Origin of the sequence: Mesorhizobium sp. M0663 (assembly GCF_040320585.1) — a bacterium.
In the GTDB taxonomy this organism is placed as follows: domain Bacteria; phylum Pseudomonadota; class Alphaproteobacteria; order Rhizobiales; family Rhizobiaceae; genus Mesorhizobium.
This window is the reverse complement of sequence record NZ_JAMYPX010000006.1, coordinates 81,944-107,009: the sequence shown is the minus strand read 5'-3', so window position 1 is coordinate 107,009 and position 25,066 is coordinate 81,944. Positions and strand designations below refer to the sequence as shown.

The following is a 25,066-nucleotide window of genomic DNA, read 5'->3' as shown; positions in this document are numbered from 1 at the left end:
ATATCCCGCCTTGGCACGTGCCGGAAGGCGCAGCGATCCAGAATCGAGCCCTTGTGCTTCGATAACCCTTCGCCGCCATCAGGCTGGGTAGAGGACTTGCACCTCCGAGCTGGTCGATCATGCTCGGCACACACAAAAAACCCGCCTCGGCGGGCGGGTCGTTGGAGCCAATTGGCACCATAGCGAAATTAGTACCATAGCTGCCGGCACAAAGCAAGAACAAAATACGTTGCGACCGGCAAAAAATGCGAATTCGCTTCGCCCTGTTCGCCTTTGAGGCCGCGTTCCTTCGCGCCCCCCTCTGCCCTGCCGGGCATCTCCGCCACAAGTGGGAGATTGGCAGCTTCGGCGACAGCGCCTTTTCTGCATCCTTGGAAAATTGAGGAAGGCCGTGACTCCAGCGATCTCCCCTGATCCCTTAGGCCTCCCTCGCCGCTCTTGTCAGCAGCCGCTGATAAAACAAGCCGATGCCGATGAGCACCGCGCCGAGGCCGATGAAGGACAGCGCCCGCAACACGCCTTCCAGCTCAGACATGTCGAAGACGAAGACCTTGAGCACGGCGACCGAGATCAGCGCCGCCGACGCAATGCGCAGCACCTGCGACCTCAGCCAGACACCGGCGGTGAGCAGCACCACGCCGATGACCAGCCAGAGCGCCGAATAGGTATAGGTCTCGAGCTGGCCGAGGCCGCTCCACAGGCCGATGAACTCACCCTTGAACAGCCTCCTGACCGACAGCGTCGCATAGGCGAAGGCGAGCACCGCCGCCATAACCGCCAGCATGGCCGCATACCATTTCGGCCGCTTGTCGCGGGCATAGAGCGCCAGTGCGCCTGTCGCGACTGCCGGCAAGAGGTAGGCGAGCAACAGAAGGTTGAACACCGGAATGCTGCCGGTCGATTCATCCGTCAGCAACGGGTTCAGCGCCAAAAAATGCTGGAGGACGATGAACGCGACCGAGACCACGCCCGCTGCAATCGAGCCGTAGCGCAGCACCGAACTTGGCGAGCGCATGTCGATGGCGACCAGGATGGCACCGCCACCGATCGCGATCAGCGTGTAGATCGCCTGTTCGGCAAGCGTCGCAGCAGCGGTATCGATGACGCCGCCATGCATGGCATGGCGCACCAGCATGGCGACGGTGAGCAGGGCGAACAGCGCGGCGCCGGCCTCCATTGCGAGGCGCGGTCGGCCGTTGGTGGTTCGGGCAAGCTGCCAGGCGGCAAAACCGAAAGCGAGCGCCGGCACGCCATATCCAAGCAGCAGCCAGTTGAACACCGGCGTCTTCGACAGGAACTCGGCACCGACGATGGTCGGGTCGAAGGCAGCGCGGCCGAGCACTGCAATCACCGCACCAACGGAAATCCAGCCAAGCACCGGATAACTGCGCCAGCGCGTCGCCAGCGCCGGCACGACGGCGGCTGCTCCGAGCAGGATGGTTGTCCAGCCGGAACCAAAGGCCATGTGCAGCATCAGCAGGCCGGCAATCGCCGCCCCGCCGAGCGCGAAGGAGACAGCAGCGCCGCCGGTTAGCGGCGGCGCTTCGCCGCGCGCTATCCATTCGCCGCCGGCGACGAAGACGCCGACCAAAACGGCTGCGACCCCCGCATAAGCAAGGTCACGGTCGAGATTGCCGAAGGCAGACCAGAGCGCCAGCAGGATGACCAGCGGCGCGACAGCGCTCCAGCCCGCCCATGCGGCGGCGCGCAGCCAGCCAGCGGACGCAAAACGGCGCGCCGCCCAAAAGCCGGCGCCGATGAAGACCAGGCCGAGCGCGATGCCGACCCTGAGCATCAAGGCATCGGACCCCACAACCGGCATGCCGTCGACGCCGAGAGCGCCACCCGAAAAATCGGAAGCGATCGTGGTCGGCGGAATGATGCCGAGATAGACCAGTACCGTCGCCAGCCCGGCGGCGTGCAGCAGTGCAAGCGCCCGCGGCCGGTAGAGCGCCACCGCCACCAGGGCTGCGACAAGGGCGGCCCCCGGCAATGCACCGCGGATGGCGGCGAAGGCCGGATCGACAAACAGGGCCAGCGCCGAAAGGCCGACGAAGAAGCCCGGCGCGATCGACGGCCAGTCGAAGCCGCTGCCGGCGACCGCTTCGTCGCGGCGGCCAAGCCAGACGAAGGCGAGCACGGCCAGTGTCACCCCGTCGATAAAGAGGATGACGGCAAGGTTCGCCCCCGGCGCGTCGGTCATGTAGAAGATGGTCCAGATGCCCGTGGCGACGAAGGCTGCGGCCATCAAAAGCCTCCAGTCGCGGATGCGGGCAATGACGCAGGTGGCGGCGAGCACGATCGCCAGATAGCCGAACAGCGCCCACGGATTGGGCGCCTGCGAGGCGACCAGCAGCGGCGTCACCATGGCACCGAGCAGGCCGACGCCGGCCAGCGCCTGACCGTGGACCAGGCTTGCCGCGATCGTCGCCACCCCGATGGCGCCGAGCAGCGTGAAAGCGAGCGTCGGGCCGATGAAGCCGTAAACGCTGTACGCGGCGTAGACGGTACCGAACAGGATGAAAGCGCCGGCCGCCGTCAGGATCGCCGGGATATAGGCACCGGCGGCACCTTGCACCGGCACCCTGAAGCCGGTGCGCCGGATGAACTCGCCGCCGGCGACCAGCACCAGCCCGAGTGCCGCCGCCATGACAAGCCGCACGCGTGGCCCGAAAATGCCGGCCTCGATGGTGTAGCGGATCAGAAACAAGCCACCCAGCGCCAGCGCGATGCCGCCGACCCAGACCGCCCAGCGGGTACCGAGCGCCGTTTCGACGTCGGACTGGCGAGCTGCCTTCGCCGCTGCCGCCGGTTGCGCCGACTCCGGCGCGGACGGCGCCGTTGTATCGGCATCGGCCTCTGAAGCTGACACGACCGCTGCGGTCCGTGGCGATACGGCCATGTCGGCTGCGGCCGCAAGCGGGATTGCGGCATCCGCCGGTTTGCTGTCGTTTGCAGCCGGTTCCTTGGCTTGCGGCGGCAGCGCAGGCGTGCCCGAAAGCACAAGGCTGCGCAAGGCGCCAAGCTCGCGCTCGATCAGGCCGATGCGGCTCTGCTGGCGTGAAATGATGACGAACAGCACGATGATGGCGACGAGGCCAATCAGGCTTTCAAACATGGCGGTTCCCCCAAACCAGGCCAGTTGTCACTGACATTCAATGTTCAGTGACATTCAAATGCGGCGGCCAAACGGCCGGTCCATTCAACGTGCCGCCAGATTGGCCGGAAAGATCGAGCATGTTTCGGTGGCGAAAGCCAGCAGCTTTGCCGTTGGCGTCGTTCAGCGCCGCTTCCGAAACCGTCAGCGTGCGGCCCTTGTGCCACGGCCGAGCGGCGAAACGTTGCCGGGATAAGGTTCAACGTCGCTCATCTGGTGGTCTCCCCGGCGGTTTCTGCGGCGCTCGCCTTGCCGGATCCATGGCCGGGCGCATAATGCCTGCGCAAGGCGGCGAGAAACCCGGCGCGGGCGCCGGGAGGCTCGATGCCGCGCGGTTCGTAGACATGGCGGGTCAAAAAGAAGCCGGTCAGCCGGAAGGCGTCCTCGATCGCCGCCGGATCGGCGCGCAGCCCGGAGCCGCGCTGCAGGAAGGCAGGCAGCGCCAGCAGCTTGTCGCGCCACGGCGCGCCCGCCGCCCGCGACACGGCGCGGCCGGATTTCGGCGAGACATAGGCAAGGTCCTGCCTGGTGCCGGTCGCCGCACACTGGCTGAGATCGAGGCCGAAACCGAGTTCGTCGAGTACCAGCAGCTCGAAGCGGGCCACCAGCTCGCCGGCGGCATCGGCATCGTCGAGATGAGCGATCATCACCGCAAGCGTCTCGTAAAGGCCGCCATGGGCGTCACGCTCAGGCAGAAGACGCAAATGCGCGGCCATCGTCTGCAGGCCGTAGACGGCAACGGCGCTGTCCATCAGCCGGGCGGCGTTCATCTCGATAGCCTCGACTTGGAAGGTGCCGAGATGCTCGTCGAGCCGCGCCCGCCACAACAGGTCGACGCGATTGCCGGGCTGCAAGACAGGCTGCTGTTTGCGCGAACGGCCGCCGCGCACGAGACCGAGATGGCGGCCATGCGCGCACGTCATCACCTCGAGAATGGCGCTGGTTTCGCCATGCTTGCGGGTGCCGAGAATGATTCCCTCGTCGCGCCATTCCATGACGAGAGCTTGTCACCGGTTGGATGGCGAAATCAAGATGTGCGACGTATCCGCCGCCAAACCAAAACGGCCCGTAGCGTATCGCTATGGGCCGTTTTTTGCGAGATCGTCGTTTGATCAGAACGAGCGCTGGAAGCGGAAGATGCCGCCGATTGTGTCGGCATCGTCGGCATCGAAATTGTCGTAATAATCGACTTCGGCGGTGATCGTGTAACCAGGAACGATGGTGTAGGCGACGTTGGCCGCAACGGCGAAGTCTTGGTCGTCGGTATAGGAGACCTGGGCGTTCAAAGACGTCTTCTTGTTGACGGCATAGCTGCCGCCGCCCCAGACGGCAAAGTTGCCAGTCCACGGCTTGTAGAAGTTCTTCGCGACGTTGTCGTCGCTGCCGTAGCCCGCCATCACGAACAGGGTCAGGTCAGTAATCGGCTTGACGTCGAGGCGAGCTTTGCCGGCCCATTCTTCCGACGCACTGTTATAGGCGCCGACCGCGGTGATCGCACCCCAGTCACCCTTGTATTTCACGCCGCCGACGACAAACGGAACATAGCTGTCGATCGACTGACTAGCGCCGGAGCCCGTTTCGACCGAGGCGACTGCCGTAAAGCCATTACCGCCGTCGAAGTAATAACTGATCAGGTTGGTGTCCTTGGTGCCGTAAGGAATGATAGTGTCCTGGACGACGTTGCCGGCGTAGCCAATGAACGAATCATAGACAGTTTCATCCTTACCGACGCGGAAACCTCCAAGCTGGATCCAGGCGAAGTTCAGGGTAACCGCCTTGTTGTCCTGCACGCTGAAATCAACACCGCTCACGGTGTGTTTGGTGTTGCCGAAGTTGAAACGGGTCTCGGTATAGGTCTTCAACGTGCCGAGCTCGGTCTCCTGGCCGGTCCACGTCTTCAGATTGAAGCGGGCATTCTTGTTCCAGGTCTGCTGCTCGTCACCGTCCAAAAGGTCATGTGTCGTCGCGCCATCGAAAACGCGGCCGGCGTCGCCGAAGCTGGCGTCATAGCGGACATAGCCGCCGATGCGCAGGCAGGTCTCGGTGCCGGGAATGTAGAAGTAGCCGGGGCCGTAGACGTCGCAAATCTTGACGTATTCGGCGGGTTCCGGCTCGGCGACCACAACAGCGTCGGCGGCGCGCGCACCGGAGACCGCGACGAATGCCGCGGCTGAGCCGAGAAGAAGGCTCTTGATATTCATTTTCTGACCTCTCCAGTCAAAGTTAAAAATGGCTTTGGATTCATGGGTTGAACGGCTCAACGCCTCACCCACGTCGAAAAAGGCGCGCACCGCACCCCCTCTTCAGGCGGCGAACATACTCATCCGCATTCCAGTCTCAATGACGATTCCAAAAATAATCAATGTTTATATAACAGAATAAATTCATGTTGCACAAATATCACTTTATATTTTCTTCACAATTTGCCCCCGGCACAAACGAGACACTGTCACAATTGTACAAAAATATACTTATGCCATTAGCCGGCAAACCGATACGAGTCCGACATACATTCCTTCTACGTGTTCTTTTTTTGGAATAGACTTCTAACGTTGGCAGCGAGATCAAGGCGACTTCGCCATCGCTGCGTTCTGTGCGGCAAGAACGACTTCTGCCACCAGATCCCGTTTGAGCATTTCAATGGGAATACGTCCGGCGAGGCCGGGCGCGGGGCCGATCAGCCACGACCAGGCATGCCGTGGATCGGGCATCGCGGATAACACTTCCTTGATACCCGGCGCCGGCCTGCCGTCGATGAACTGGGCCAGGGGAAATACATGTTTGCGGCCACCGGTGCGCAACGCAACGACGGTGCCGCTCCGCTGCCAGCGATGCAGGGTCGAGCGCGATATGCCGAGATTTTGCTGCAGGAACGTCGACCCGGCGACCCGACCGGCCCAGTCCTCGAGCCTCATCGAGTCGAGGTCGCCCGTTCCGGCCAGGTGTTGGATGTCTGCCCCTTGGCCTTCGTGCGCCGTCGACAGATGCGTCCGGGCACGGCGTTCCGCAGCTTCGGCTGCCAATATCCGCACGAAACGCGACGCCATGCCGGGTAATCTTTCCTGCATGGTGTCGATCGCACTGATGTCGGTCGGCGCAAGCAAAGCGACGGCGGCGGCAACGGCGCCGGCGACCCTGCCCGCTGCAACGACCGCATCGCTGTTCGTAACCTTGCCTTGCCGCGCCAGCACGCGCTCGATCTCAACAGCGACGGCGTTTGCAAACTCGATCTGACGGATGGGGTCGATGCGATTCCAAGTCCTGGTCATGTCCTAATCTGGCTGCTTGCCCGCCTGTTCCGGTTTGCTCGGAAGCGGGTCTTCGCACGCCTATAGGCAGGGTGTATGACGGAGAGACGACAAACGGTAACCATGCTCGATCGCAGTATCGGCAGGAGTTCCAGCCGGTCAGCTGGCCTGTTTTGCATGAAGTATCGGAAATTTCTCAGAAACCGCTCAGGATTTCCCGTCGCGCCGGTACCCCCAAGGAACGGGTCGGCCCGACATGGCCGGCGCATGGCCTCCCGGAATGATTTCGGCCGGCTGTTCAATATGCAAGTCGACCAATCGGGCAGCCCGGCGACCGCTCAGAATCCTGAGGCGGCCAACAGGCCGCTCTGCGGATCGCCCAAACAGGCTCAGTGCGGAAATTCGAGCCCCATTTCACGGTAGCGCTCGGGATCGTCGCCCCAGTTCTCGCGCACCTTGACGAACAGGAAGAGGTGCACCTTCTGCTCGAGTATGCCTGCGATTTCCATGCGCGCGGCCTGGCCGATGGCGCGGATCGTCTCGCCCTTATGGCCGAGCACGATCTTCTTCTGGCTGTCACGCTCGACATAGATTGTCTGGTCGATGCGCACCGAGCCGTCCTTCTTCTCTTCCCATTTCTCGGTCTCGATGTGGGAGGAATAAGGCAGTTCCTGATGCAGCCTGAGATAGAGCTTTTCGCGGGTGATCTCGGCCGCGAGCTGGCGCATCGGCAGGTCGGAGATCTGGTCCTCCGGATAGTACCAGGGGCCGGCCGGCAAGGTCTCGGCGAGATAGTCGAGCAGGTCCTTGCAGCCGGACCCGGTCAGCGCCGAAACCATGAAGGTGCGCTTGAACGGCACCCTTTCGTTGGCTGCCGCCGACAATGCCAGCAACGTCTCGTGCTTGACCCGATCGACCTTGTTGAGGATCAACACCATCGGCTGCCGGACATCCTTCAGCCGCTCGAGGATGGCGTCGGCATCGCCCCGGATGCCGCGCTCGGCATCGATCAAGAGCAGCACGATATCGGCGTCCTTGGCACCGCCCCACGCTGTGGTCACCATCGCGGTGTCCAGCCGGCGCTTCGGCTTGAATATGCCCGGCGTGTCGACGAAGACGATCTGCGCGTTGTTGTGGGTGGCAATGCCGCGCACGATAGCGCGCGTGGTCTGCACCTTGTGCGTCACGATCGACACCTTGGCGCCGACCAATTGGTTGACCAGCGTCGATTTCCCCGCATTGGGCGCGCCGATCAGCGCGACGAAGCCGGAGCGGGTAGCGGGAGCTTCTGTTGCCGGAGCTTCGGTGGCGGTCATGCGGCACTCCCTTGATCGAGCCAGACGCCTTCCCGCTGCAGAAGTGCCGCGGCTGCAGCCTGCTCCGCCTCGCGCTTGGAGCGCCCGCTGCCGGTCGCCGGCGGATAGGCGCCGACCTTGACACTGACGGTGAACAGCGGATCGTGGTCCGGTCCCTCGCGGCTGTCGATTATGTAAACCGGCACTGCGCCTGCCGCCTGATGCGCCCATTCCTGGAGTTCGGTTTTCGCATCGCGACGGGCGGCGTCAATGGCTTGCGAGCGCGGCTGCCAGTATCTGTGGATGAAGGCACGGGCCGCTTCCAACCCTCCGTCGAGATAGAGCACGGCGATCAGCGATTCCAATGCATCGGCGCGCAGATTGACGCGCTTGCGCCCGTCGAGGCCGCGTACGTCCGAACCGGCGCGAATAAGTTCCGGCAGGCCGATCTCCTCGGCAATTTCCGCCAGGGCTTCAGCGTTGACCAGAGCGTTCAATCTCAGCGACAGCTCACCCTCGGCGGCGTCGGGAAATGCCGCCAGCAGCATATCGGCAACGACAAGGCCGAGAACGCGGTCGCCCAGGAATTCGAAACGTTCGTAGTCGATGCCGGCGTGACTGCCGCGAGCGCTGGCATGGGTCAGCGCCCGCTGCAGGCGCTGATGGTCGCCAAAACTGTGGCCGGTGCGCTCCCTGAGCGCCTCGGCGAGCGCATCGGCGGTCAGCCGTTTCGTCGCCGCCATGGCCCTAATTGACGAAATCGAACAGGCGCGAGGCGCGCATCAGTGACGGCCATTTCCAGATTTCGAGCGGGCTGGCGCTGCCGCCGATCGAGAAGAAAATGAGGTTGGCGCGGCCGACCAAATTCTCGTCCGGCACGAAGCCGACGGTGAAGCGGCTGTCCGACGAGTTGTCGCGATTGTCGCCCATCATGAAATAGTGACCGGGCGGCACCTTGAACTCTTTGGTATTGTCGCCGATCGAAGCCTGCGTCAGGTCGAGCGTGTCGTAGCTGACGCCGTTCGGCAGCGTCTCGCGATAGACATCGACCGGCCCGTTCTCCTCGGTGATGTCGCGGTTGTCGATCTGCCCGACCTTGACGCGCGGCACGCCCACGTCGTTGATGAAGAGCTGGCCATCCTTGACCTGGATCTTGTCGCCCGGCAGGCCGACGACGCGCTTGATATAATCGACAGAAGGATCCGGCGGAAACTTGAACACCACCACGTCGCCGCGCTTCGGCTCTGAGCCCCAGATGCGGCCCGAAAAGATGTTCGGCCCGAACGGCAGTGAATAGCGGGAGAAGCCGTAGGACCACTTGGTGACGAAGAGATAGTCGCCTTCGAGCAAAGTCGGCCGCATCGACCCGGACGGGATCGAGAACGGCTGGAACAGGAGCGTGCGGATGACCAGCGCAAGCAGCAGGGCCTGGACTATGACGCTGACGGTTTCGCCAAGTCCGCCGGATTTCTTCTGGGTTTTTTCAGCCACGCTCATGTCGTCCTCGATTGTGCGTTGGATGGTATAGAGTCTCGGCGCGCGCTGGGCAACGTCATGCCGGTGGTCAGATGCAATCAATGTGGCGCTTCTTCGACCGGCAACGCTTCAATGATCACAAAGGCTTGAGCGAGCGGAAAATCATCGGTGATGGTGAGGTGGATCACCGCGCGGTGCCCTTCAGGCAGAATTTCGTCCAGCCGCGCTGCCGCCCCATTGGTCAGCGCCATGGTCGGCTTGCCGCTGGCCAGGTTGACGACCCCCATGTCGCGCCAGAACACACCCTGCGCCAGACCGGTACCCAATGCCTTGGCGCAGGCTTCCTTGGCAGCGAAACGCTTGGCGTAGGAGGCCGCACGCGCCGCGCGGTTTTCGGAGCGCGCCTGTTCGATCTCGGTGTAGATGCGCTGGATGAAGCGCTGGCCATGGCGTTCCAGCGACTTCTCGATGCGTCTGATGTCGATGAGGTCGCTGCCGATACCGATAATCATTCGGCAGGAACTTCCGGCCCGGTTTTTCCAGCCTTTGCCGCTCTTTCGGCCAGCCGCTTGCGGCGCTGCTCGTGGAAAGTGACCATGCCCCAGCGGGTGATGCCGTAAAACAGCAGGCCGAAAACCAGGCCGAGCGGTATTGCGCCGATCGTCATCGGCTTCAGCACCGGTCCCCACAATTGCGCAAAGGAAAGATTATGCAGCATGTCGCCGAGATGCGCGGGCGGGCCATGCGCCGGCAGGTGTTCATGCAGGATCAGCTTGCCGACCTCCCAGGAGGCGGCCCATAGCAGCGGAAAGGTCAGGGGGTTGCCGAAGACCGTGCCGAGTGCTGCCGCGACAAGATTGCCGGCGATCAGCCAGCACAGGATGGCAGCAATGATGAAGTGAAAGCCAAGCGGGAAAAACGACGCGAATACGCCCGCCGCAACACCGGCGGCCACGGCATGCGGCGTGGCCCTAAGCCGCAGGATGCGCTTGGAAAAATACCGCAGCGAGCGCGAGAACGAGCGGCGCGGCCACAAATAAGTACGCACCCGCTCGAAAAAACCATCAGGCTTGCGCCGTCGAAAAAGCACTCTGTTCCTGTTCCTAGTTCCGTCAATAGCTTCACGCCGGCTTCTCCAGCCGGGCGCGACAGCCCTATGCTGCGCTCTGCGGTCGCCGAAAAGCAACTACGACTTTGATATAGCGATGCGCTGGCCGAAGAACAACGAGGCCGAGGCATCCGCTCGGTGGCCGGTCGCGCCAGCCTTGGGTATCGCCGTTCTGAACAGGGTATGATCGCGGCGAATTTAAGGAGCGTCGCTTAGGATCGATATTCGCTGACCTCGACGAGGTTGCCGTCCGGGTCACGAAAATAGACCGACATTATCGCGCCACGAGCGCCGGCACGCTCGACCGGGCCGACCTCTATCACCACACCATTGGCGGCGAGGTTGGCACATATCTCGGCGAGCGGCCGGGCAGCAATCAAGCAGAAATCTCCGGAGCCCGGCGTCGGCGCCTTGGCCTTCGGCTCGAAGGTACGCCCGACCTCATGCACATTGATCTTTTGCGTTCCAAACAGCAGCGCCGTTGGTCGATCCGGCTCGTCGAGGCGCTCGAAGCCAAGCACGCGCTGATAGAAGGCGCAGGTATCGTCCACCGAACGAACTGTCAGCACGAAATGATCGATGCCGGCAATCACGGCAGCGTCTCAGTCATATATTGCGGCTGCCCGGCTTGATCGCCGGTATGGCGGCGAGTTCGGGCGGCAGCATGTCGGCTGGATAGGCCGGAACTTCATATTCGGCGAGCGCGATCAGCGGCACGCCGACATCGGTCTTGCCGGCCGAGCGGTCGATGATGCATGCGGCGGCAACGACTTCGGCGCCAAGGCCGCGCAGGCAGTCGATGGTCTCGCGGATCGACAGGCCGGTGGTGACGATGTCCTCGACAATGACGACGCGCGATCCCTTGGCGATCTCGAAGCGGCGCAGCCTGAATTCGCCCCCTTCCCGCTCGACCCAGATCGCCGGCGCACCAAGATGGCGCGAGGTCTCATAGGCCGGGATCAGCCCGCCGATCGCCGGGCCGACGACGTAGTCGATCCTGCCGGGCACGCCAGTGCGGATCTTTTCGGCGAGCGCCTTGCACAAGCGCTCGGTCTTGTCGGCATGCATGAAAACGCGCGCCTTCTGCAGGAAGACCGGGCTGCGCAGGCCCGACGTCAGGATGAAATGCCCTTCGAGAACGGCGCCGGCCTCGCGGAAAATGCCCAGCACTTCATCGGTGTTCATCGTTCACTCCATGTCCATGGTGAATGGTGAATGGTAGTAGGGTAGTGAGAGCACCCTCTTTCACTATTCACTATTCACTATTCACTATTCACTATTCGCTATTCACCCATTCACGCGCCTTGCATCGCTGACGCTCGAATTGTCCTTTAGCTGCGACAGCAGCCGGTTCAAGTGCTTGAGGTCCCACACTTCAAGATCGATCAGCATTTCGGTGAAATCGGGCGCGGTGCGCACCATCGACAGAGTGTGGATGTTGGCGTCGTTGGATGCGACGACCTGTGCAATGTCGGCCAGCGAACCCGGCGCGTTGATGGCGGTGACCGAGACGCGCGCCGGGAACCGCTCCTTGGTGCGCTCGTCAATATCCCAGCGCACGTCGATCCAGCGCTCGGGCTGGTCGTCAAAGGCCTGCAGCGCCGGCGACTGGATCGGATAGATGGTGATACCGGTTCCCGGCTGCACGATGCCGACGATGCGATCGCCTGGCACTGCCCCCTCCGGCGCGAAGCGCACCGGCAGATCGCCGCGCACGCCGCGGATCGGCACTGCATCGTCTCGCGGCTGGTTCTTGTCCTTGCGTGCGGCGCGGCCCGGAATCTGGAACAGCATGCCGGCGGCGTTGCGGATCTTCGACCAGCCCTCCTCGCGCTGCTTGGGCGCGACCAGCGTGACACGCTCGTCCTTGTAGTCGGGAAACACCGCCTTCATGACATCGGTGGAGGCAAGTTCGCCTCGGCCGACCGCGGCCAGTACATCCTCGATGTCCTTGCGCGCCAGCCGGTGCAGCACCGGCTTCAGGCTTTCTTTGGTGAAGGTCTTGCCAGAGCGTTCGAAGGCGCGCTCCAGAATGCGGATACCGAGACCCGAATATTGCTTGCGAATGGCGTTCTTGGTGGCGCGGCGGATGGCCGAGCGTGCCTTGCCGGTAACGACCACCGATTCCCACGCCGCCGGCGGGACCTGCGCCTTCGAGCGGATGATCTCGACCTCGTCGCCGTTCTTCAGCTCCGTCATCAGCGGCATGATGCGGCCATTGACCTTGGCGCCGACGCAAGTGTCGCCGACGTCGGTGTGGACGGCATAGGCAAAGTCGATCGGCGTGGCGCCGCGCGGCAGCGCGATCAGCATGCCCTTCGGCGTGAAGCAGAATACCTGGTCCTGAAACAGTTCCAGCTTGGTGTTTTCGAGGAAGTCCTCGGGATTGTCGCCTTCGGCAAGCTGCTCGATGGTGCGCCGCAGCCAGGCATAGGCATTGGTTTCCTTCGAGATCGCATGGGCGGCACCATTCATCTTGCCACCGGTATCCTTATAGATCGAATGAGCCGCGACGCCGTATTCGGCGATCTTGTTCATTTGATAGGTGCGGATCTGCAATTCGACGCGCTGGCGCGACGGGCCGACGATGGTGGTGTGGATCGAGCGGTAGTCGTTCTGCTTCGGCGTCGAGATGTAATCCTTGAAGCGGCCGGGCACCATCGACCAGGTGGTGTGGATGGCGCCGAGCGCGCGGTAACAGTCCTCGACCGTCTCGACAACGACGCGGAAGCCGAAAATGTCGGACAGCTGCTCGAACGACAGCGCCTTGGCCTCCATCTTGCGGAATACCGACCACGGCTTCTTCTGCCGGCTCTTGACCTCGGCCTTGATCGAATATTTGTCGAACAGCGTGGAGAGCGCCTTCTCGATCTCCGACAGCACGCCCTTGTTGCGCTCGAAGATTTCGGCCAGCCGTGCGGTGACGGCGCGGTAGGCTTCCGGATTGATGAAGCGGAAGGCAATCTCCTCCAGCTCCTCGCGCATGCCTTGCATGCCCATGCGACCAGCCAGCGGCGCGTAGATGTCCATCGTCTCTTCGGCGATGCGCAGGCGCTTGGCTTCCGGCACATGGTCGAGCGTGCGCATATTGTGCAGGCGGTCGGCGAGCTTGACCAGAAGCACGCGCACGTCTTCCGAGATCGCCAGCAACAGCTTGCGCAGGTTCTCCGCCTGCTCGGCCTTCTTCGAGACGAGGTCGAGCTTCTTCAGCTTGGTCAGGCCCTCGACCAGCTTGCCCATTTCCGGGCCGAACAATTCGTCGATCTCGGCCCTGGTCGCCGTGGTGTCCTCGATCGTGTCGTGCAGCAAGGCAACGGCGATCGTCGCCTCGTCCATGTGCATTTCGGTGAGGATGGCGGCGACTTCGAGCGGATGCGAGAAATACGGGTCGCCGGAGGCGCGTTTCTGGTGGCCATGCTTCTGCATGGCGTAAACATAGGCCTTGTTGAGCAGCGCCTCGTTGACGTCAGGCTTGTAGCGCTGCACGCGCTCGACAAGCTCATACTGACGCATCATGGCCGGGATCTCGCAATGCTGAAATGAATCATGCGCCGCACTGGCGTACGGCGCATGTCATAGATAGCCACGAAACTGCCGACGCGAAAGTGTCGGCAGTTGTCGCTAAGATCAATAATCGTCGCTTTTTTCCGGCGGCACCAGGCCTTCGATGCCGGCCAACAGGTCTTCTTCGGTCATGCGATCGAAGGTGACGTTGTCCTCGGCGTCGTCGGCATCGGTGGCTGCAACGGCGCTGCCGGTCTGGTCGGCAATCGCCTCGCCATCGGCTTCCGGCTCATCGACCTCGACATGCTTCTGCAGCGAATGGATGAGATCTTCCTTGAGGTCGTCCGGCGACAGCGTCTCTTCGGCGATTTCGCGGAGCGCAACGACCGGGTTCTTGTCGTTGTCGCGCGGTACGGTGATCTGCGCGCCCTGGCTGATCTGACGGGCGCGGTGGCCGGCCAAGAGCACCAGCTCGAAGCGGTTGTCGACCTTGTCGATGCAATCTTCAACGGTTACGCGGGCCATGAGTTGCCCCTTTCATGCCTGGATTTGATGGAAAACAGGCGCGGTCCATAACCTGAACGCTGCCAAAATACAAGCTTTTATGGCGGTGCGCAGCTCTGACGCGGGCCGCCTGCGACGACACAGCGCCGATCACAATTGCTTGCGGTGCGGCATGGTGCCTTGGATTGCCGTAAAACTGGCGTTATCTCGAACGATGAAGGCCAACAGGTCTATTATCAGACCGGCCGATAGTCGCCACGCATTTAGACGACCGCTTATTTCGAAAAAGGACATTTTCCATGTTTGATCCTCGTGAAAAAATCGCTCTCTTTATCGACGGTGCCAATCTCTACGCCACCTCGCGCGCGCTGGGCTTTGACATCGATTACCGCAAACTTCTGGCGAGCTTCCAGAAACGCGGCTATCTGCTGCGCGCTTATTACTACACCGCGCTGGTCGAGGATCAGGAATACTCCTCGATACGGCCGCTGATCGACTGGCTCGACTATAACGGCTTCAAGGTGGTGACCAAACCGGCCAAGGAATTCACCGACTCGACCGGCCGGCGCAAGATTAAGGGCAATATGGATATCGAGCTGACCGTCGATGCGCTCGAGCTTGCCGATGTCGTCGACCATTATGTCATCTTTTCGGGCGACGGCGATTTCCGCACGCTGGTCGAGGCGCTGCAGCGGCGCGGGCGCAAGGTGTCGATCGTCTCGACCATGGCTTCGCAGCCGCCGATGATCTCCGACGATCTGCGCCGCCAGGCCGACCATTTCATCGACTTGATGACGCTTAAGAATGAAGTCGGCCGCGATCCGTCGGAGCGGCCGGTGCGCCGGCCCGAACCGGCCGAAGTCGACGAGGAAGACTATTGACGGTCGTTGCCTTGACCGCGCCCCTGGTCGTCTCCCCCGAACCCGATCGCGATTGCCCGCTCTGCCCGCGGTTGCACGACTTCATCGCCGAGTGGCGACGGCGCGAGCCGTCCTGGTTCAACGCGCCGGTGCCGACCTTTTTGCCGCCGGAAGGCGAGGATGCAGTGCGTCTGCTGATCGTCGGGCTGGCGCCTGGACTGCGCGGGGCGAACCGGACGGGGCGCCCCTTCACCGGCGATTTTGCCGGCGACCTGCTCTACAACACGCTGATCGCGCACGGCTTTGCGCGCGGCGAATTCAAAGCGCGACCGGATGACGGGCTGGAGCTTGTCGGTACGGCGATTACCAATGCGGTGCGCTGCGTGCCGCCGGACAACAAGCCGGTTGGCGCCGAGATAGCGACCTGCCGGACGTTCCTGGTGCCGACGATCGCGCGATTTCCAAATCTGCGCGCTGTGCTGGCGCTTGGCTCGATCGCGCACCAGTCGACCGTGCGGGCGCTCGGCCAACGCGTTGCAGCCTATCCGTTCCGGCATGGTGGGCAGCAGCAGGCCAATGGCATCACGCTGTTTTCCAGCTATCATTGCTCGCGCTACAACACCAATACCGGCGTGTTGACGGAAGCGATGTTCGTCAACGTCTTCAGTCAGATAGAAGCTTTTCTGAAGACATAGAGTCGGGCGACGCCCGCCAGGGCACGAGCCCTAGATTCGGGCGATCGCGAACAACCAGGCCGGGAGATCCAGCAACCACAGAAACAGTGCAAGCTGCAGCGCGACGCGCAGGCGTTGGATGATCCGCCAATTGCTGGCCATGTCGGATTTGATGCGCAGCGCAAGCGCTCGGTGCATCCCGTCCAGGGTTGCGGGAGGGTGCTGATCGACGAAGTCCTGGAGCAGCTTCTCTGGATCGAAACGGAACGTATAGTTATAATACGGCCACACCATAATCGCGACCAGCAGCCCGATAAGAAAAAGCAATGTCAGCGCCAGCCAGTCCCAAGGCCCCACGCCATCCAGGAGCGCCCTGCCTCCGAGGAGAGAACTCGCGAACGCGGTTGCGAAGATCAGATTGCCGGCGCGCGTATTGAGACTTTCAACCACGCCCTGCTGGTGCTGGAGGCCACGCACCGCCTCCGCATAGACAAATGCCAGGCGGGGGTCGCCGCCGTCCGTCGCAGCAGGCGGGGCGTTGCTGTCATTGGTTGATGAAGGGCGCTCCGGCATCAAATGTACTTAGCACGGCGTCGCCTGCGATATGAATAGCCACATGGGGAACGCTTCGTCGCTCTGTCTTCGGGCCATCGAGGGTGTTTTGGTGGACAGGAATAGCGTCAATCCGACGCCGTCGCTTCAGGCGCTGCGGCAAACAATGCGGCCAGCGTCGCAGGTCCGCCCTGGAGAACATTCAGGTCGACGTCGCCGCTGATGCCGTCGACGCGGCCCCGGTTGTGATACTGCCAGTAGATCCAGTTGTCATGGCCCGGCCGCAGCGCCAGCGAACGCAGCCAGCGCGGGCGGCTGGCTAGCTGCCCGGCATAGGCTTGCGCCGCCTCGTCGGTCACATAGAGGATCGCCGTCTTGCCGAACGCCGCCTCGACCGGGCCGAGGAAGGCGGAGAGTTCGGCGCTCAGCTGTTCGGGAGTTGGCCGCTGCGGGCAATTGCCGCCGAACTCGATGTCTACCACCGGCGGCAGCAAAGGCTGATCGTGCGGCACCACCGAGATGAAGTTGCGTGCCTGATCGGCACCCGGTCTGCAGAAGGTGAAGAAATGATAGGCACCGACGGCAAGACCGGCGGCGCGGGCCGCGCGCAAATTGGCGGCGAAGGCATCGTCGACATGATCGCCGCCTTCCGTCGCCTTGATCACGGCGAAGGCGACATCGTCGGCGGCAACACGCCGCCAGTCGATCTGCCGCTGATGATGGCAGACGTCGATGCCCCTGACCGGATATTTGCCGCGATCCGGAGAAAACGTCTGGAAGTAGGTATAGCCGCCGGCCAGAACGAGGCCCGCCACGAGCAGACCGGCCGCGCCCCATAAGACGATCCGGTTTTTCAAACGAGACCTATCCCTTTTGGTCCGCCCTGCCCGCCGCTATGGCTCCGGGCGTTCGTCGCTCGAAAAGCCAAATCGCTGGCTTTTTTTCCGCTTCGCGGACCGCCCCTCACCCTCGCTCTTTCAGCAGCCGGCCCTTCTCGCGCGACCAGTCGCGCTGCTTTTCGGTCTCGCGCTTGTCGTGCAGCTTCTTGCCGCGGCCAACGGCGAGCAGCAGCTTGGCACGGCCTTGGTCGTTGAAGTAGATCTTCAGCGGCACCAGCGTCATGCCTTCGCGGTCGACGCTTTGCGCCAGCTTGGCCATCTCGCGCTTGTTGAGCAGCAGTTTGCGGCGGCGGCGCGGCTCATGGTTGAAGCGGTTGGCCTGCAGATACTCCGGCAAATAGGAGTTGATCAGCCAGATCTCGCCGCCCTCGACCGAGGCGTAGCTGTCCTGGATATTGGCCTGGCCCTGGCGCAGCGATTTCACTTCCGTACCGGTCAGCACCAGGCCGGCCTCGATCGTGTCGAGCACCTCATAGGAAAACCGCGCCTTGCGGTTTTCCGCAACGGTCTTGTTGTTGGGATCGGCTTTTCTGACTTGATTCATGATGCGGAGAGGTGGCGCCTCGTCCCTAGTTTATCAAGCCGGCGTGCTTCATCGCCGCGTCGATCTTCTCGGCGGTCGACGGCTCGACCGTCATTAGCGGCGAGCGCAGCACGTTCTCGACCTTGCCCAGCTTCGACAGCGCATATTTCGCGCCGGAAACGCCGGGCTCCATGAAAATCGCCTTGTGCAGCGGCAACAGACGGTCCTGCAGGTCGAGCGCCTTGGCGCAGTCACCGGAAAGCGTTGCCTCCTGGAATTCAGCGCAAAGCCTGGGCGCGACATTTGCCGTCACCGAGATGCAACCGACGCCGCCATGCGCGTTGAAGCCGAGCGCCGAGGCGTCTTCGCCGGAGAGCTGGATGAAATCCTTGCCACAGGTGGCGCGCTGCTCCGAAACCCGCTCGACCTTGCCGGTGGCATCCTTGACGCCGACGATGTTCTTGAAGTCATGCACCAACTGGCCCATCGTCTCGGGGCTCATGTCGACCACCGAGCGCGGCGGAATGTTGTAGATGATGATCGGCAGGCTGGTTGCCTTGGCGACGGCGGCGAAATGCGCATAGAGGCCGCGCTGCGTCGGTCTGTTGTAATAGGGCGTGACGACAAGGGCCGCGTCGGCGCCCGCCTTCTCGGCATACTGGACCAGGCCGACTGCCTCATCGGTGTTGTTGGAGCCGGCGCCGGCGACGACCGGAACCCGGCCTTTGGCGACCTCGATGCAAACCTTGACGACTTGGCGGTGCTCGTCATGCGACAGCGTCGGCGACTCGCCGGTGGTGCCGACCGGGACCACGCCCGTCGTGCCTTCGGCGATCTGCCAGGCGATGAACGCGCGAAAGGCTTTCTCGTCGAAACGGCCGCTCTTTTCGAACGGTGTGACGAGCGCGGTCAGCGAGCCTCTTAGCATGTCGTCCAACTCCTTGGGACTAGCGCATGACCCCGAAAATCGCAGTCGATTTCGGAAAGGATCATGCGCCAAATTTAAATTGCTACAGCGTCCTTTGCGCGTCTGAGAAGACGCGCGGCGCTGTAGGTGTTTGTCGTGCGCGCCTTCTAGCCGAAAGCGAAGCGGCGCACCATAGTCTCGACATTGTTGCGCGGCAAGCATTGCGCCAGCAATTGCAATTCGAACGACCTCGATAAGGTTTTCTTTACGGGCCCTTCATCACAGACGAATAGACTGCAGTTCATCTGTGCCAGTGGTAGCATCGAAGAATAGGAAATGACCAAATCCATGCCGACCAGGCGGCCTCATCTTTTCGCGCTTCTCGGCGCGATCGTTGTGCTGATCCCCGGCGCGGCGGTCGGCGGCAGCGTCGATGGGCAGGTCACGTCGGCGATCCCGATGACGGAGCCGCAGAACGATGCACTGCAGCAGTCCCCTTCGCCATCCGCCAGCGTCGCGGCGCTGAAGAGCGGTCTCGATGCGCTGGCGGCAAACGACATTCAGCGCGCGCGCCAGGTGCGCGAAGCGCTGCCGGCCAAATCGCTCGATCGGCACATCCTTGCCTGGGCGATTGCGCTCTATGGCGGCGACCAGGTGCCGAGCGGCGACATCGCCGATGCGGCAAAGATGCTGCCGAACTGGCCGGGCACGATCGCCTTGCGCAGGAACAGCGAGCGCGCGCTCTATCGCGAGAATCCCACGCCGCAGGTCGTGGTGCGGGCGTTCGACGGCAGCCAGCCGCTGACCTTCGAGGGCGTGGTGATCCTTGCGCGCTCCTATGTAGCGCTAGGCAATACCAAGGCGGCGCGCTCGGTGCTGTCGCCATTCTGGCGCACCGAAAAGCTCGAAGCCAGAGACGAGGCGGCGGTCATCCGCGAGTTCGGCGCGCTGATCCCGGCCGCCGACCATCGCTTCCGCATGGAGCGCATGTTTTATGCCGATCGGGTCGCTTCGGCGCTGCGCGTCGCCGGTCTCGCCGGCGCCCAGCAATTGGCCGATGCCTGGGCGGCAGTCACCAAAGGCGACAAGAACGCGGCCATGCTGCTGAAGGCGGTGCCGGCAGCGCAGCGGGCGGCCGGCTATCTCTTTGCCGAAGCCGAATATCTGCGCAAGCAACAGAAATTTTCCGACGCCGCCGCGCTGGTGCTGAAGGCGCCGGGCGACCGCGACGCGCTGGTCGATCCGGACGCCTGGTGGGTCGAACGCCGGGTGCTGTCGCGCGAGCTGGTCGACCAGGGCGACATGAAGACCGCCTACAGAATAGTCGCCGCGCATGCCGCCGAAAGTCCCGCCAATGCTGCCGAGGCGGAATTCCATGCAGGCTGGTACGCGCTGCGCGGCCTCAACGACCCGAGCACCGCCGCCAAGCATTTTGCGCAAATCGCGGAGCTCGCCCAAGGGCCGATGTCGCTGTCGCGCGCCTATTACTGGCTCGGCCGTGCCGCCGAGGTCGGCGGTCCCGGCAGTGCCAAGGATTATTTCAGCCGTGCCGCCAGCTACGGCACGACCTTTTACGGCCAGCTCGCCGGCGAGCGTGTCGGCCGGCAGACCCTCAACATCGTCTACCCGCAGCCAAGTGCCGCCGATCGCCAGAATTTTGCCACCCGCGAGGCGGTCAGCGCCATCGAGCGGCTGCAGCAGGCAGGCTATGACCGCTATGCCGAAACCCTCTACCGCGACCTTGCCGGGCAGTTGAGCAGCCCCGGCGAACTGGCGCTGCTTGCGATGCTGGCGGAAAGACAAGGCAACCATTTCATGGCGCTGAAGGTCGGCAAGATCGCCGGCGCACGTGGCATCGACGTCGGCGCGCTGTCGCATCCGCTCGGCGTCATTCCCGACACCGCCAACATTTCCGGCTCGGGCAAGGCGCTGGCCTATGCGATTGCCCGTCAGGAAAGCGAGTTCAATATCGGCGCCGTCTCCAGCGCCGGCGCGCGAGGACTGCTGCAGCTGATGCCAGGCACGGCCAAGCAATTGGCGAAGAAGGCCGGCATGACTTTCTCGCAGGCCCGGCTGACCACCGATGCCGGCTACAACGCAACGCTGGGCGCTGCCTTTCTCGGCGAGCAGCTCGGCCGCTTCGACGGCTCCTACGTGCTGACCTTCGCCGGCTACAATGCCGGCCCCACCCGCGCCGCCCAGTGGGTGGCGAAATACGGCGATCCGCGCGGCAAGGACATCGATGCCATCGTCGACTGGATCGAGCGGATTCCCTATACGGAAACAAGAAGTTACGTCCAGCGCGTGATGGAGAACTACGAGGTCTACAAGATGCGTATCTCCGGCAAATACGACATTGTCGGGGATCTGGTGAACGGCCGGGGTTAGCCTTTCCTTCTCCCTTTGTGGGAGAAGGTGGCCGAGCGAAGCTCGGTCGGATGAGGGGTGCTCCAGCTTGGTTCCGACAGCGTCCGTCCACCCTCCCCCCAACCGTCTCGGCGCTAACGCGCCGATCCACCTTCTCCCACAAGGAGAGAAGGAAGAGCCCCCGATTTGACCGCCCCTGCCCTCGCCTGTAGCAGTCGCAAACGATCTGACAGCAGCACGGAATCGAGTGTACATGCCAAACGACGAAGGCTTCTCCGATTTCTTCTACGCCGCGCCGGACGGGCTGTCCCTGCACGCCCGCATCTACGGCGAAGCGAATTCCGGCCGCTGGCCAGTCGTTTGCCTGCCCGGCCTGACCCGCAATTGCCGTGATTTCCACGAGCTGGCGCTTTATCTGTCGACGCAGGCGAAGCGCAGGGTTGTCGCCTTCGATTATCGCGGGCGCGGGCAGTCCGCCTACGATGCCGATATCGGCCATTACAATATCGGCATCGAAGCGGGGGATATTCTCGCCGGGCTGGCTGCACTTGGCGTCGACGAGGCAGCCTTCATCGGCACCTCGCGCGGCGGACTGATCATCCATGTGCTCGGGGCGATGCGGCCGGCCGTGCTGAAGGCCGTCGTTCTCAACGACATCGGCCCGGTGATCGAGGCGCAAGGTCTCGCCCATATCCGCTCCTATCTCGACCTCGCGCCAAGGCCGAAGACGTACCAGGAGGTGGTCTGCGGCCTGCGCAGCACCCATGGCGGGGATTTTTCGGCGCTGACCGATGCGGATTGGGAGCGGATGGCGTCAGCCCTCTACCGCGAGACCGAAGAGGGATTTTTGCCCGATTTCGATCCGAGACTGGTCGACACGCTGGCAGGCCTGGACCTCACCCGGCCGCTGCCCGATCTGTGGCCGCAGTTCGACGCACTGGCGGCCATCCCGATGCTCGTCATACGCGGCGCCAATTCGATGCTGCTGTCCGCCGAAACGCTCAAGCAGATGCGGACGCGCCATACCGATATCGAGACGATCACCGCCGACGGCCAGGGGCATGCACCGTTTTTGGAGTCCGGGATCCTGCCGGGCAGGATCGCTGGTTTTTTCGATCGAGCGGAGCGGCGGGGTGGCAGGAAGTAAAGCTCAAGATCAAATAACCACCTTGAAAGCTTTACACGGACCCTATTTAGTGGTGACAGATTGTCGAAGTCGGTGCCCACGTTTCTTCCCTTCTCCCCCTGTGGGAGAAGGTGGATTGGCGCGTAGCGCCAAGACGGTTGAGGGGTGTTGGAAGAAATGAGGCGTTGGCGTTCCCTGGAACACCCCTCATCCGACCGAGCTGCGCTCGGCCACCTTCTCCCACAAGGGGAGAAGGGAGAGCCGTACGCGAGCCAGATGGGCGACACTACCGGGATTTTGCTCTTTTCACCACGGTTTTCGGAGACTTTTCGCTCTTAGCCGGCTTATTCTTCTGCTCATCCATCGCTGAATGAGCAGACAAAGCGCTTGCGCCGCCACTGTCCGCGCCACTGCACCGCGGCGTCTCCAGCACAGTGACGCAGCCGTCGAGGTCGTTGGTGGCCAGATGGGCGTAGCGCATGGTCATCGACAGCGTCTGGTGACCGAGCCACATCTGCACGCGCCTGATGTCGATGCCGCCCTGGACGAGACGCGAGGCGCAAGTATGGCGCAATATGTGCGGCACGACCTGATCGTCGGCGCCAAGCCCGACCTCGGCCTTGGCATCGTTCCAGATGGCGCGAAACTGCGCCTGGCTGAGCTTGGTGAACGGGCCTTTGGGCCGGCGGCCCTCGGTGGCCGGCAGCTTGATCACCTCTTTTACCCGCTCGGTCATCGGGATGGTGCGGCTGCGGCCGGATTTGGTGATCCAGAAACTGACGCGGTGCTCCTGGATATCATTCCAGATCAAGCCCAGCGCTTCGCCGAGGCGGCAACCGGTGTCGACGAGAAAGACGGAAAGCCGATAAGCGTCCTCGCTGCGGCTCTTGATGGCGGCGAACAGCCTGGCTTCCTCGTCCCTTTCGAGGAAACGAATCCGTCCCGCCCGCTCCTTCTGGCGGCGGAACTCGGGCAGGCTGTGGATATCTCCCATCTTGTGAGCCTTGCGCAGCAGTTTGCTGAGGGCAGCCATCTTCCGGTTGATGGTTGCGTTGCTGTTGCCGCGCTGGCGCAAGGTGCCGATAAGATTGTCGAGGGTGCTTTGGTCAAAGGCGCTGAAACGCTCCCCAAGGAGGATCTCGTCTATTTCGCCGATGAAGGAGCTGACATTGTATTTATGCCGCCCGTCATCCCAAAGTATGTCCCGGTATGCTGAAAAAAGTTCTCCGATCCTGTGCGACTTTACTTCTCGTATCTTGTTGTAACTGTATTTTATTTTTGCAGTTTGAGAAGAAAACATCGAAAAATGATCAGAGGTTCCTCCCTCTTGAATCGCATCGTTCGTCATTATTCGCCACACCCCCGAGTGGATAGGCCTAGACCTACCTGCTTGGCGGTGCCCTTTCAAGAGTTTTAAGCGTTGCGGCCGATTTCATCCACCAGTGGCGGATCCCAACGACATCGTTCCACAACCCTGTTCAGCTACCGAACCCCCTTTTCCTTCTGTTTGCGACCAGTCGCGAAAACAAAAACAGCCCGGGCGTTAAGGCGCCCGGGCTGGATTTCACTTGCCTTAAGTCCAGCCCTTAGAACGAGCGCTGGAAGCGGAGGAAGCCGCCAACGGCGTTTTTCTTGTCGCCCGGGATGCCGGTCCAGTTGTATTCATAACCGGGCAGCGAGTCGCTATCGATGTGGTGGCTGTTATGAGCCCAGTCCACTTCGGCCGTGATCGTCATGCCGGGAACGATATCGTAGGCGATATTGGCCGCGACGCCAGCTTCCTTGGCTTCGTCATACGACGCCTGCAGGTTGAACGAGGTCTTCTCGTTGATGGTGTAGGTGCCACCACCCCAGACTGCCCAGTTACCGCCCCACTGCTTGTAGAAGTTGCGCGGGAGATTGTCGTCAGAGCCGTAGCCGGCCATCAGGAACAGCGACAGGTTCTGCATCGGCGTCACGTCGAGGCGAACCTTGCCGGCCCATTCTTCCAGGCTGCTGTCATAGGCAACAACACCGCTGATGGAACCCCAGCCCTGCGTGTACTTCACGCCGCCAACGATATACGGAACATAGCTGTCGACCGAGTCGTGACCGAGAGTGGTGGCAGTATTGGCGCTGTTAAGGATAAAGCCTTCACCGGTTTCCAACGAAGCCACGGCCGAGAAGCCGTTGCCGGCATCGAAGTAGTACTGGACGACATTGGTGTCGAAGCCGCCGTAGGGAACGATCGTATCCTGGATGACGTTGCCGGCGTAGCCGGTGAACGTGTTGAAGGCTGTTTCGTCCTTACCGACGCGAAGACCACCGAGCTGGATCCAGGCGAAATTCAGCGAAACGCCTCTGCTACCAAACCTGGAAAAGTGCTCGTCGAACCCAGGCACGTCTTGATAACCGGTTCCCCAGTTGAAGCGGGTCTCGGTGTAGGTCTTCAAGGTGCCCATCTCGGTTTCCTGGCCGGTGTAGGTCCTCAGTGTGAAGCGAGCCTGCTTGTAATAGCCGTCGTTGACGTTGTCTTCACCATCCAAGGCATCCGACAGGTCCTGGTACCTGGCGCCGTCGAACGAGCCAGCCTGGCCCACGGAGATGTCATAGCGGACATAGCCGCCGATGCGCAGGCAGATTTCGGTGCCGGGGATGTAGTAGTAGCCAGCGCCGTAGACGTCGCAGATCTTGACGTATTCAGCGGGTTCCGGCTCGGCGACGACGACGGCGTCGGCGGCGCGCGCACCGGAAACTGCGATCAGTGCCGCAGCGGAGCCGAGAAGAAGGCTCTTGATGTTCATTTTCTGACCTCCAGTCAGAATCGGGACGGAGGTCGGCGAAAAGCAACTCGTTGGGTTCGTTTTTATTTATATTTCAAATAGAT

Annotated in this window: 23 protein-coding genes; 4 read left to right on the top strand and 19 right to left on the bottom strand. The window is 62.3% G+C overall.

Features of this window, described 5'->3' with window-relative positions:
- Positions 1-418: 418 nt before the first annotated feature.
- The 13 genes from NKI54_RS14330 to rpoZ all read right to left on the bottom strand — a co-directional run bounded on the left by NKI54_RS14330 (position 419) and on the right by rpoZ (position 14,313).
- Positions 419-3,118, bottom strand: a complete 2,700-nt coding sequence (locus tag NKI54_RS14330) for a DUF2339 domain-containing protein (protein ID WP_352637866.1) — start codon at positions 3,116-3,118, stop codon at positions 419-421.
- Positions 3,119-3,366: 248 nt separating this feature from the next.
- A complete protein-coding gene (gene recO, locus NKI54_RS14325) occupies positions 3,367-4,152 on the bottom strand; it encodes a DNA repair protein RecO (RefSeq protein ID WP_352637865.1) in 786 nt (261 codons plus the stop codon).
- A 117-nt stretch (positions 4,153-4,269) separates the two neighbouring features.
- Entirely contained in the window at positions 4,270-5,358 is a 1,089-nt protein-coding gene (locus NKI54_RS14320) for a porin (RefSeq protein WP_352637892.1), read from the bottom strand.
- A 363-nt stretch (positions 5,359-5,721) separates the two neighbouring features.
- Positions 5,722-6,426, bottom strand: coding sequence for an antitoxin Xre/MbcA/ParS-like domain-containing protein (locus tag NKI54_RS14315; RefSeq protein WP_352454374.1), 705 nt, complete (start codon positions 6,424-6,426; stop codon positions 5,722-5,724).
- A 368-nt stretch (positions 6,427-6,794) separates the two neighbouring features.
- Positions 6,795-7,721: a GTPase Era gene (gene era / locus NKI54_RS14310; protein WP_023677765.1), complete on the bottom strand. Its 927-nt coding sequence runs from the start codon at positions 7,719-7,721 to the stop codon at positions 6,795-6,797.
- A complete protein-coding gene (rnc, locus tag NKI54_RS14305; protein WP_023677766.1) occupies positions 7,718-8,443 on the bottom strand; it encodes a ribonuclease III in 726 nt (241 codons plus the stop codon). The genes era and rnc overlap by 4 nt, the downstream gene beginning before the upstream one ends.
- A gap of 4 nt (positions 8,444-8,447) precedes the next feature.
- Positions 8,448-9,197: a signal peptidase I gene (lepB, locus tag NKI54_RS14300; protein WP_023677767.1), complete on the bottom strand. Its 750-nt coding sequence runs from the start codon at positions 9,195-9,197 to the stop codon at positions 8,448-8,450.
- A gap of 77 nt (positions 9,198-9,274) precedes the next feature.
- Positions 9,275-9,688 carry a holo-ACP synthase gene (gene acpS / locus NKI54_RS14295; protein ID WP_023719885.1) on the bottom strand — a complete coding sequence of 138 codons (414 nt, stop codon included), beginning with the start codon at positions 9,686-9,688 and terminating at the stop codon, positions 9,275-9,277.
- On the bottom strand, positions 9,685-10,266 hold the full coding sequence (locus NKI54_RS14290) for a DUF2062 domain-containing protein (protein WP_023677769.1): 582 nt from the start codon (positions 10,264-10,266) through the stop codon (positions 9,685-9,687). The genes acpS and NKI54_RS14290 overlap by 4 nt, the downstream gene beginning before the upstream one ends.
- Before the next feature lie 230 nt (positions 10,267-10,496).
- Positions 10,497-10,877: a VOC family protein gene (locus NKI54_RS14285; RefSeq protein WP_352592010.1), complete on the bottom strand. Its 381-nt coding sequence runs from the start codon at positions 10,875-10,877 to the stop codon at positions 10,497-10,499.
- 13 nt (positions 10,878-10,890) lie between these two features.
- A complete protein-coding gene (gene pyrE, locus NKI54_RS14280) occupies positions 10,891-11,469 on the bottom strand; it encodes an orotate phosphoribosyltransferase (RefSeq protein WP_352449004.1) in 579 nt (192 codons plus the stop codon).
- A 102-nt stretch (positions 11,470-11,571) separates the two neighbouring features.
- Positions 11,572-13,800 (bottom strand): RelA/SpoT family protein, encoded by a 2,229-nt coding sequence (locus NKI54_RS14275; protein ID WP_023677772.1) that lies wholly within the window; start codon positions 13,798-13,800, stop codon positions 11,572-11,574.
- A 111-nt stretch (positions 13,801-13,911) separates the two neighbouring features.
- The gene (gene rpoZ, locus NKI54_RS14270) at positions 13,912-14,313 is read right to left on the bottom strand and encodes a DNA-directed RNA polymerase subunit omega (protein ID WP_023677773.1); all 402 of its coding nucleotides are present in this window, start codon (positions 14,311-14,313) and stop codon (positions 13,912-13,914) included.
- A gap of 278 nt (positions 14,314-14,591) precedes the next feature.
- Here rpoZ and NKI54_RS14265 point away from each other — a divergent pair, with 278 nt between their 5' ends.
- Entirely contained in the window at positions 14,592-15,173 is a 582-nt protein-coding gene (locus NKI54_RS14265) for a LabA-like NYN domain-containing protein (protein ID WP_023677774.1), read from the top strand.
- On the top strand, positions 15,170-15,847 hold the full coding sequence (locus tag NKI54_RS14260) for a uracil-DNA glycosylase (RefSeq protein ID WP_245274739.1): 678 nt from the start codon (positions 15,170-15,172) through the stop codon (positions 15,845-15,847). Before NKI54_RS14265 ends, NKI54_RS14260 begins: the two co-directional genes overlap by 4 nt.
- A gap of 30 nt (positions 15,848-15,877) precedes the next feature.
- Here NKI54_RS14260 and NKI54_RS14255 read toward each other — a convergent pair whose 3' ends face one another.
- The 4 genes from NKI54_RS14255 to dapA form a co-directional block, all read right to left on the bottom strand.
- A complete protein-coding gene (locus NKI54_RS14255) occupies positions 15,878-16,399 on the bottom strand; it encodes a hypothetical protein (protein WP_352622542.1) in 522 nt (173 codons plus the stop codon).
- 107 nt (positions 16,400-16,506) lie between these two features.
- Positions 16,507-17,235: a GH25 family lysozyme gene (locus tag NKI54_RS14250; RefSeq protein ID WP_352691786.1), complete on the bottom strand. Its 729-nt coding sequence runs from the start codon at positions 17,233-17,235 to the stop codon at positions 16,507-16,509.
- A 106-nt stretch (positions 17,236-17,341) separates the two neighbouring features.
- Complete coding sequence (gene smpB / locus NKI54_RS14245) at positions 17,342-17,821, bottom strand: SsrA-binding protein SmpB (RefSeq protein ID WP_023768487.1); 480 nt, start codon at positions 17,819-17,821, stop codon at positions 17,342-17,344.
- A 25-nt stretch (positions 17,822-17,846) separates the two neighbouring features.
- Positions 17,847-18,728 carry a 4-hydroxy-tetrahydrodipicolinate synthase gene (gene dapA / locus NKI54_RS14240; RefSeq protein ID WP_352449009.1) on the bottom strand — a complete coding sequence of 294 codons (882 nt, stop codon included), beginning with the start codon at positions 18,726-18,728 and terminating at the stop codon, positions 17,847-17,849.
- A gap of 327 nt (positions 18,729-19,055) precedes the next feature.
- Here dapA and NKI54_RS14235 point away from each other — a divergent pair, with 327 nt between their 5' ends.
- Together NKI54_RS14235 and NKI54_RS14230 are read left to right on the top strand one after the other, a co-directional pair.
- Complete coding sequence (locus NKI54_RS14235; RefSeq protein ID WP_352691830.1) at positions 19,056-21,095, top strand: lytic transglycosylase domain-containing protein; 2,040 nt, start codon at positions 19,056-19,058, stop codon at positions 21,093-21,095.
- Between the two features lie 232 nt (positions 21,096-21,327).
- Positions 21,328-22,221 carry an alpha/beta fold hydrolase gene (locus NKI54_RS14230; protein ID WP_352691784.1) on the top strand — a complete coding sequence of 298 codons (894 nt, stop codon included), beginning with the start codon at positions 21,328-21,330 and terminating at the stop codon, positions 22,219-22,221.
- A gap of 265 nt (positions 22,222-22,486) precedes the next feature.
- Here the strand turns inward: NKI54_RS14230 and NKI54_RS14225 are convergent, their stop codons facing one another.
- Entirely contained in the window at positions 22,487-23,548 is a 1,062-nt protein-coding gene (locus NKI54_RS14225) for a tyrosine-type recombinase/integrase (RefSeq protein WP_023677783.1), read from the bottom strand.
- 238 nt (positions 23,549-23,786) lie between these two features.
- Positions 23,787-24,983, bottom strand: a complete 1,197-nt coding sequence (locus NKI54_RS14220; protein WP_352622535.1) for a porin — start codon at positions 24,981-24,983, stop codon at positions 23,787-23,789.
- Positions 24,984-25,066 lie beyond the last annotated feature (83 nt).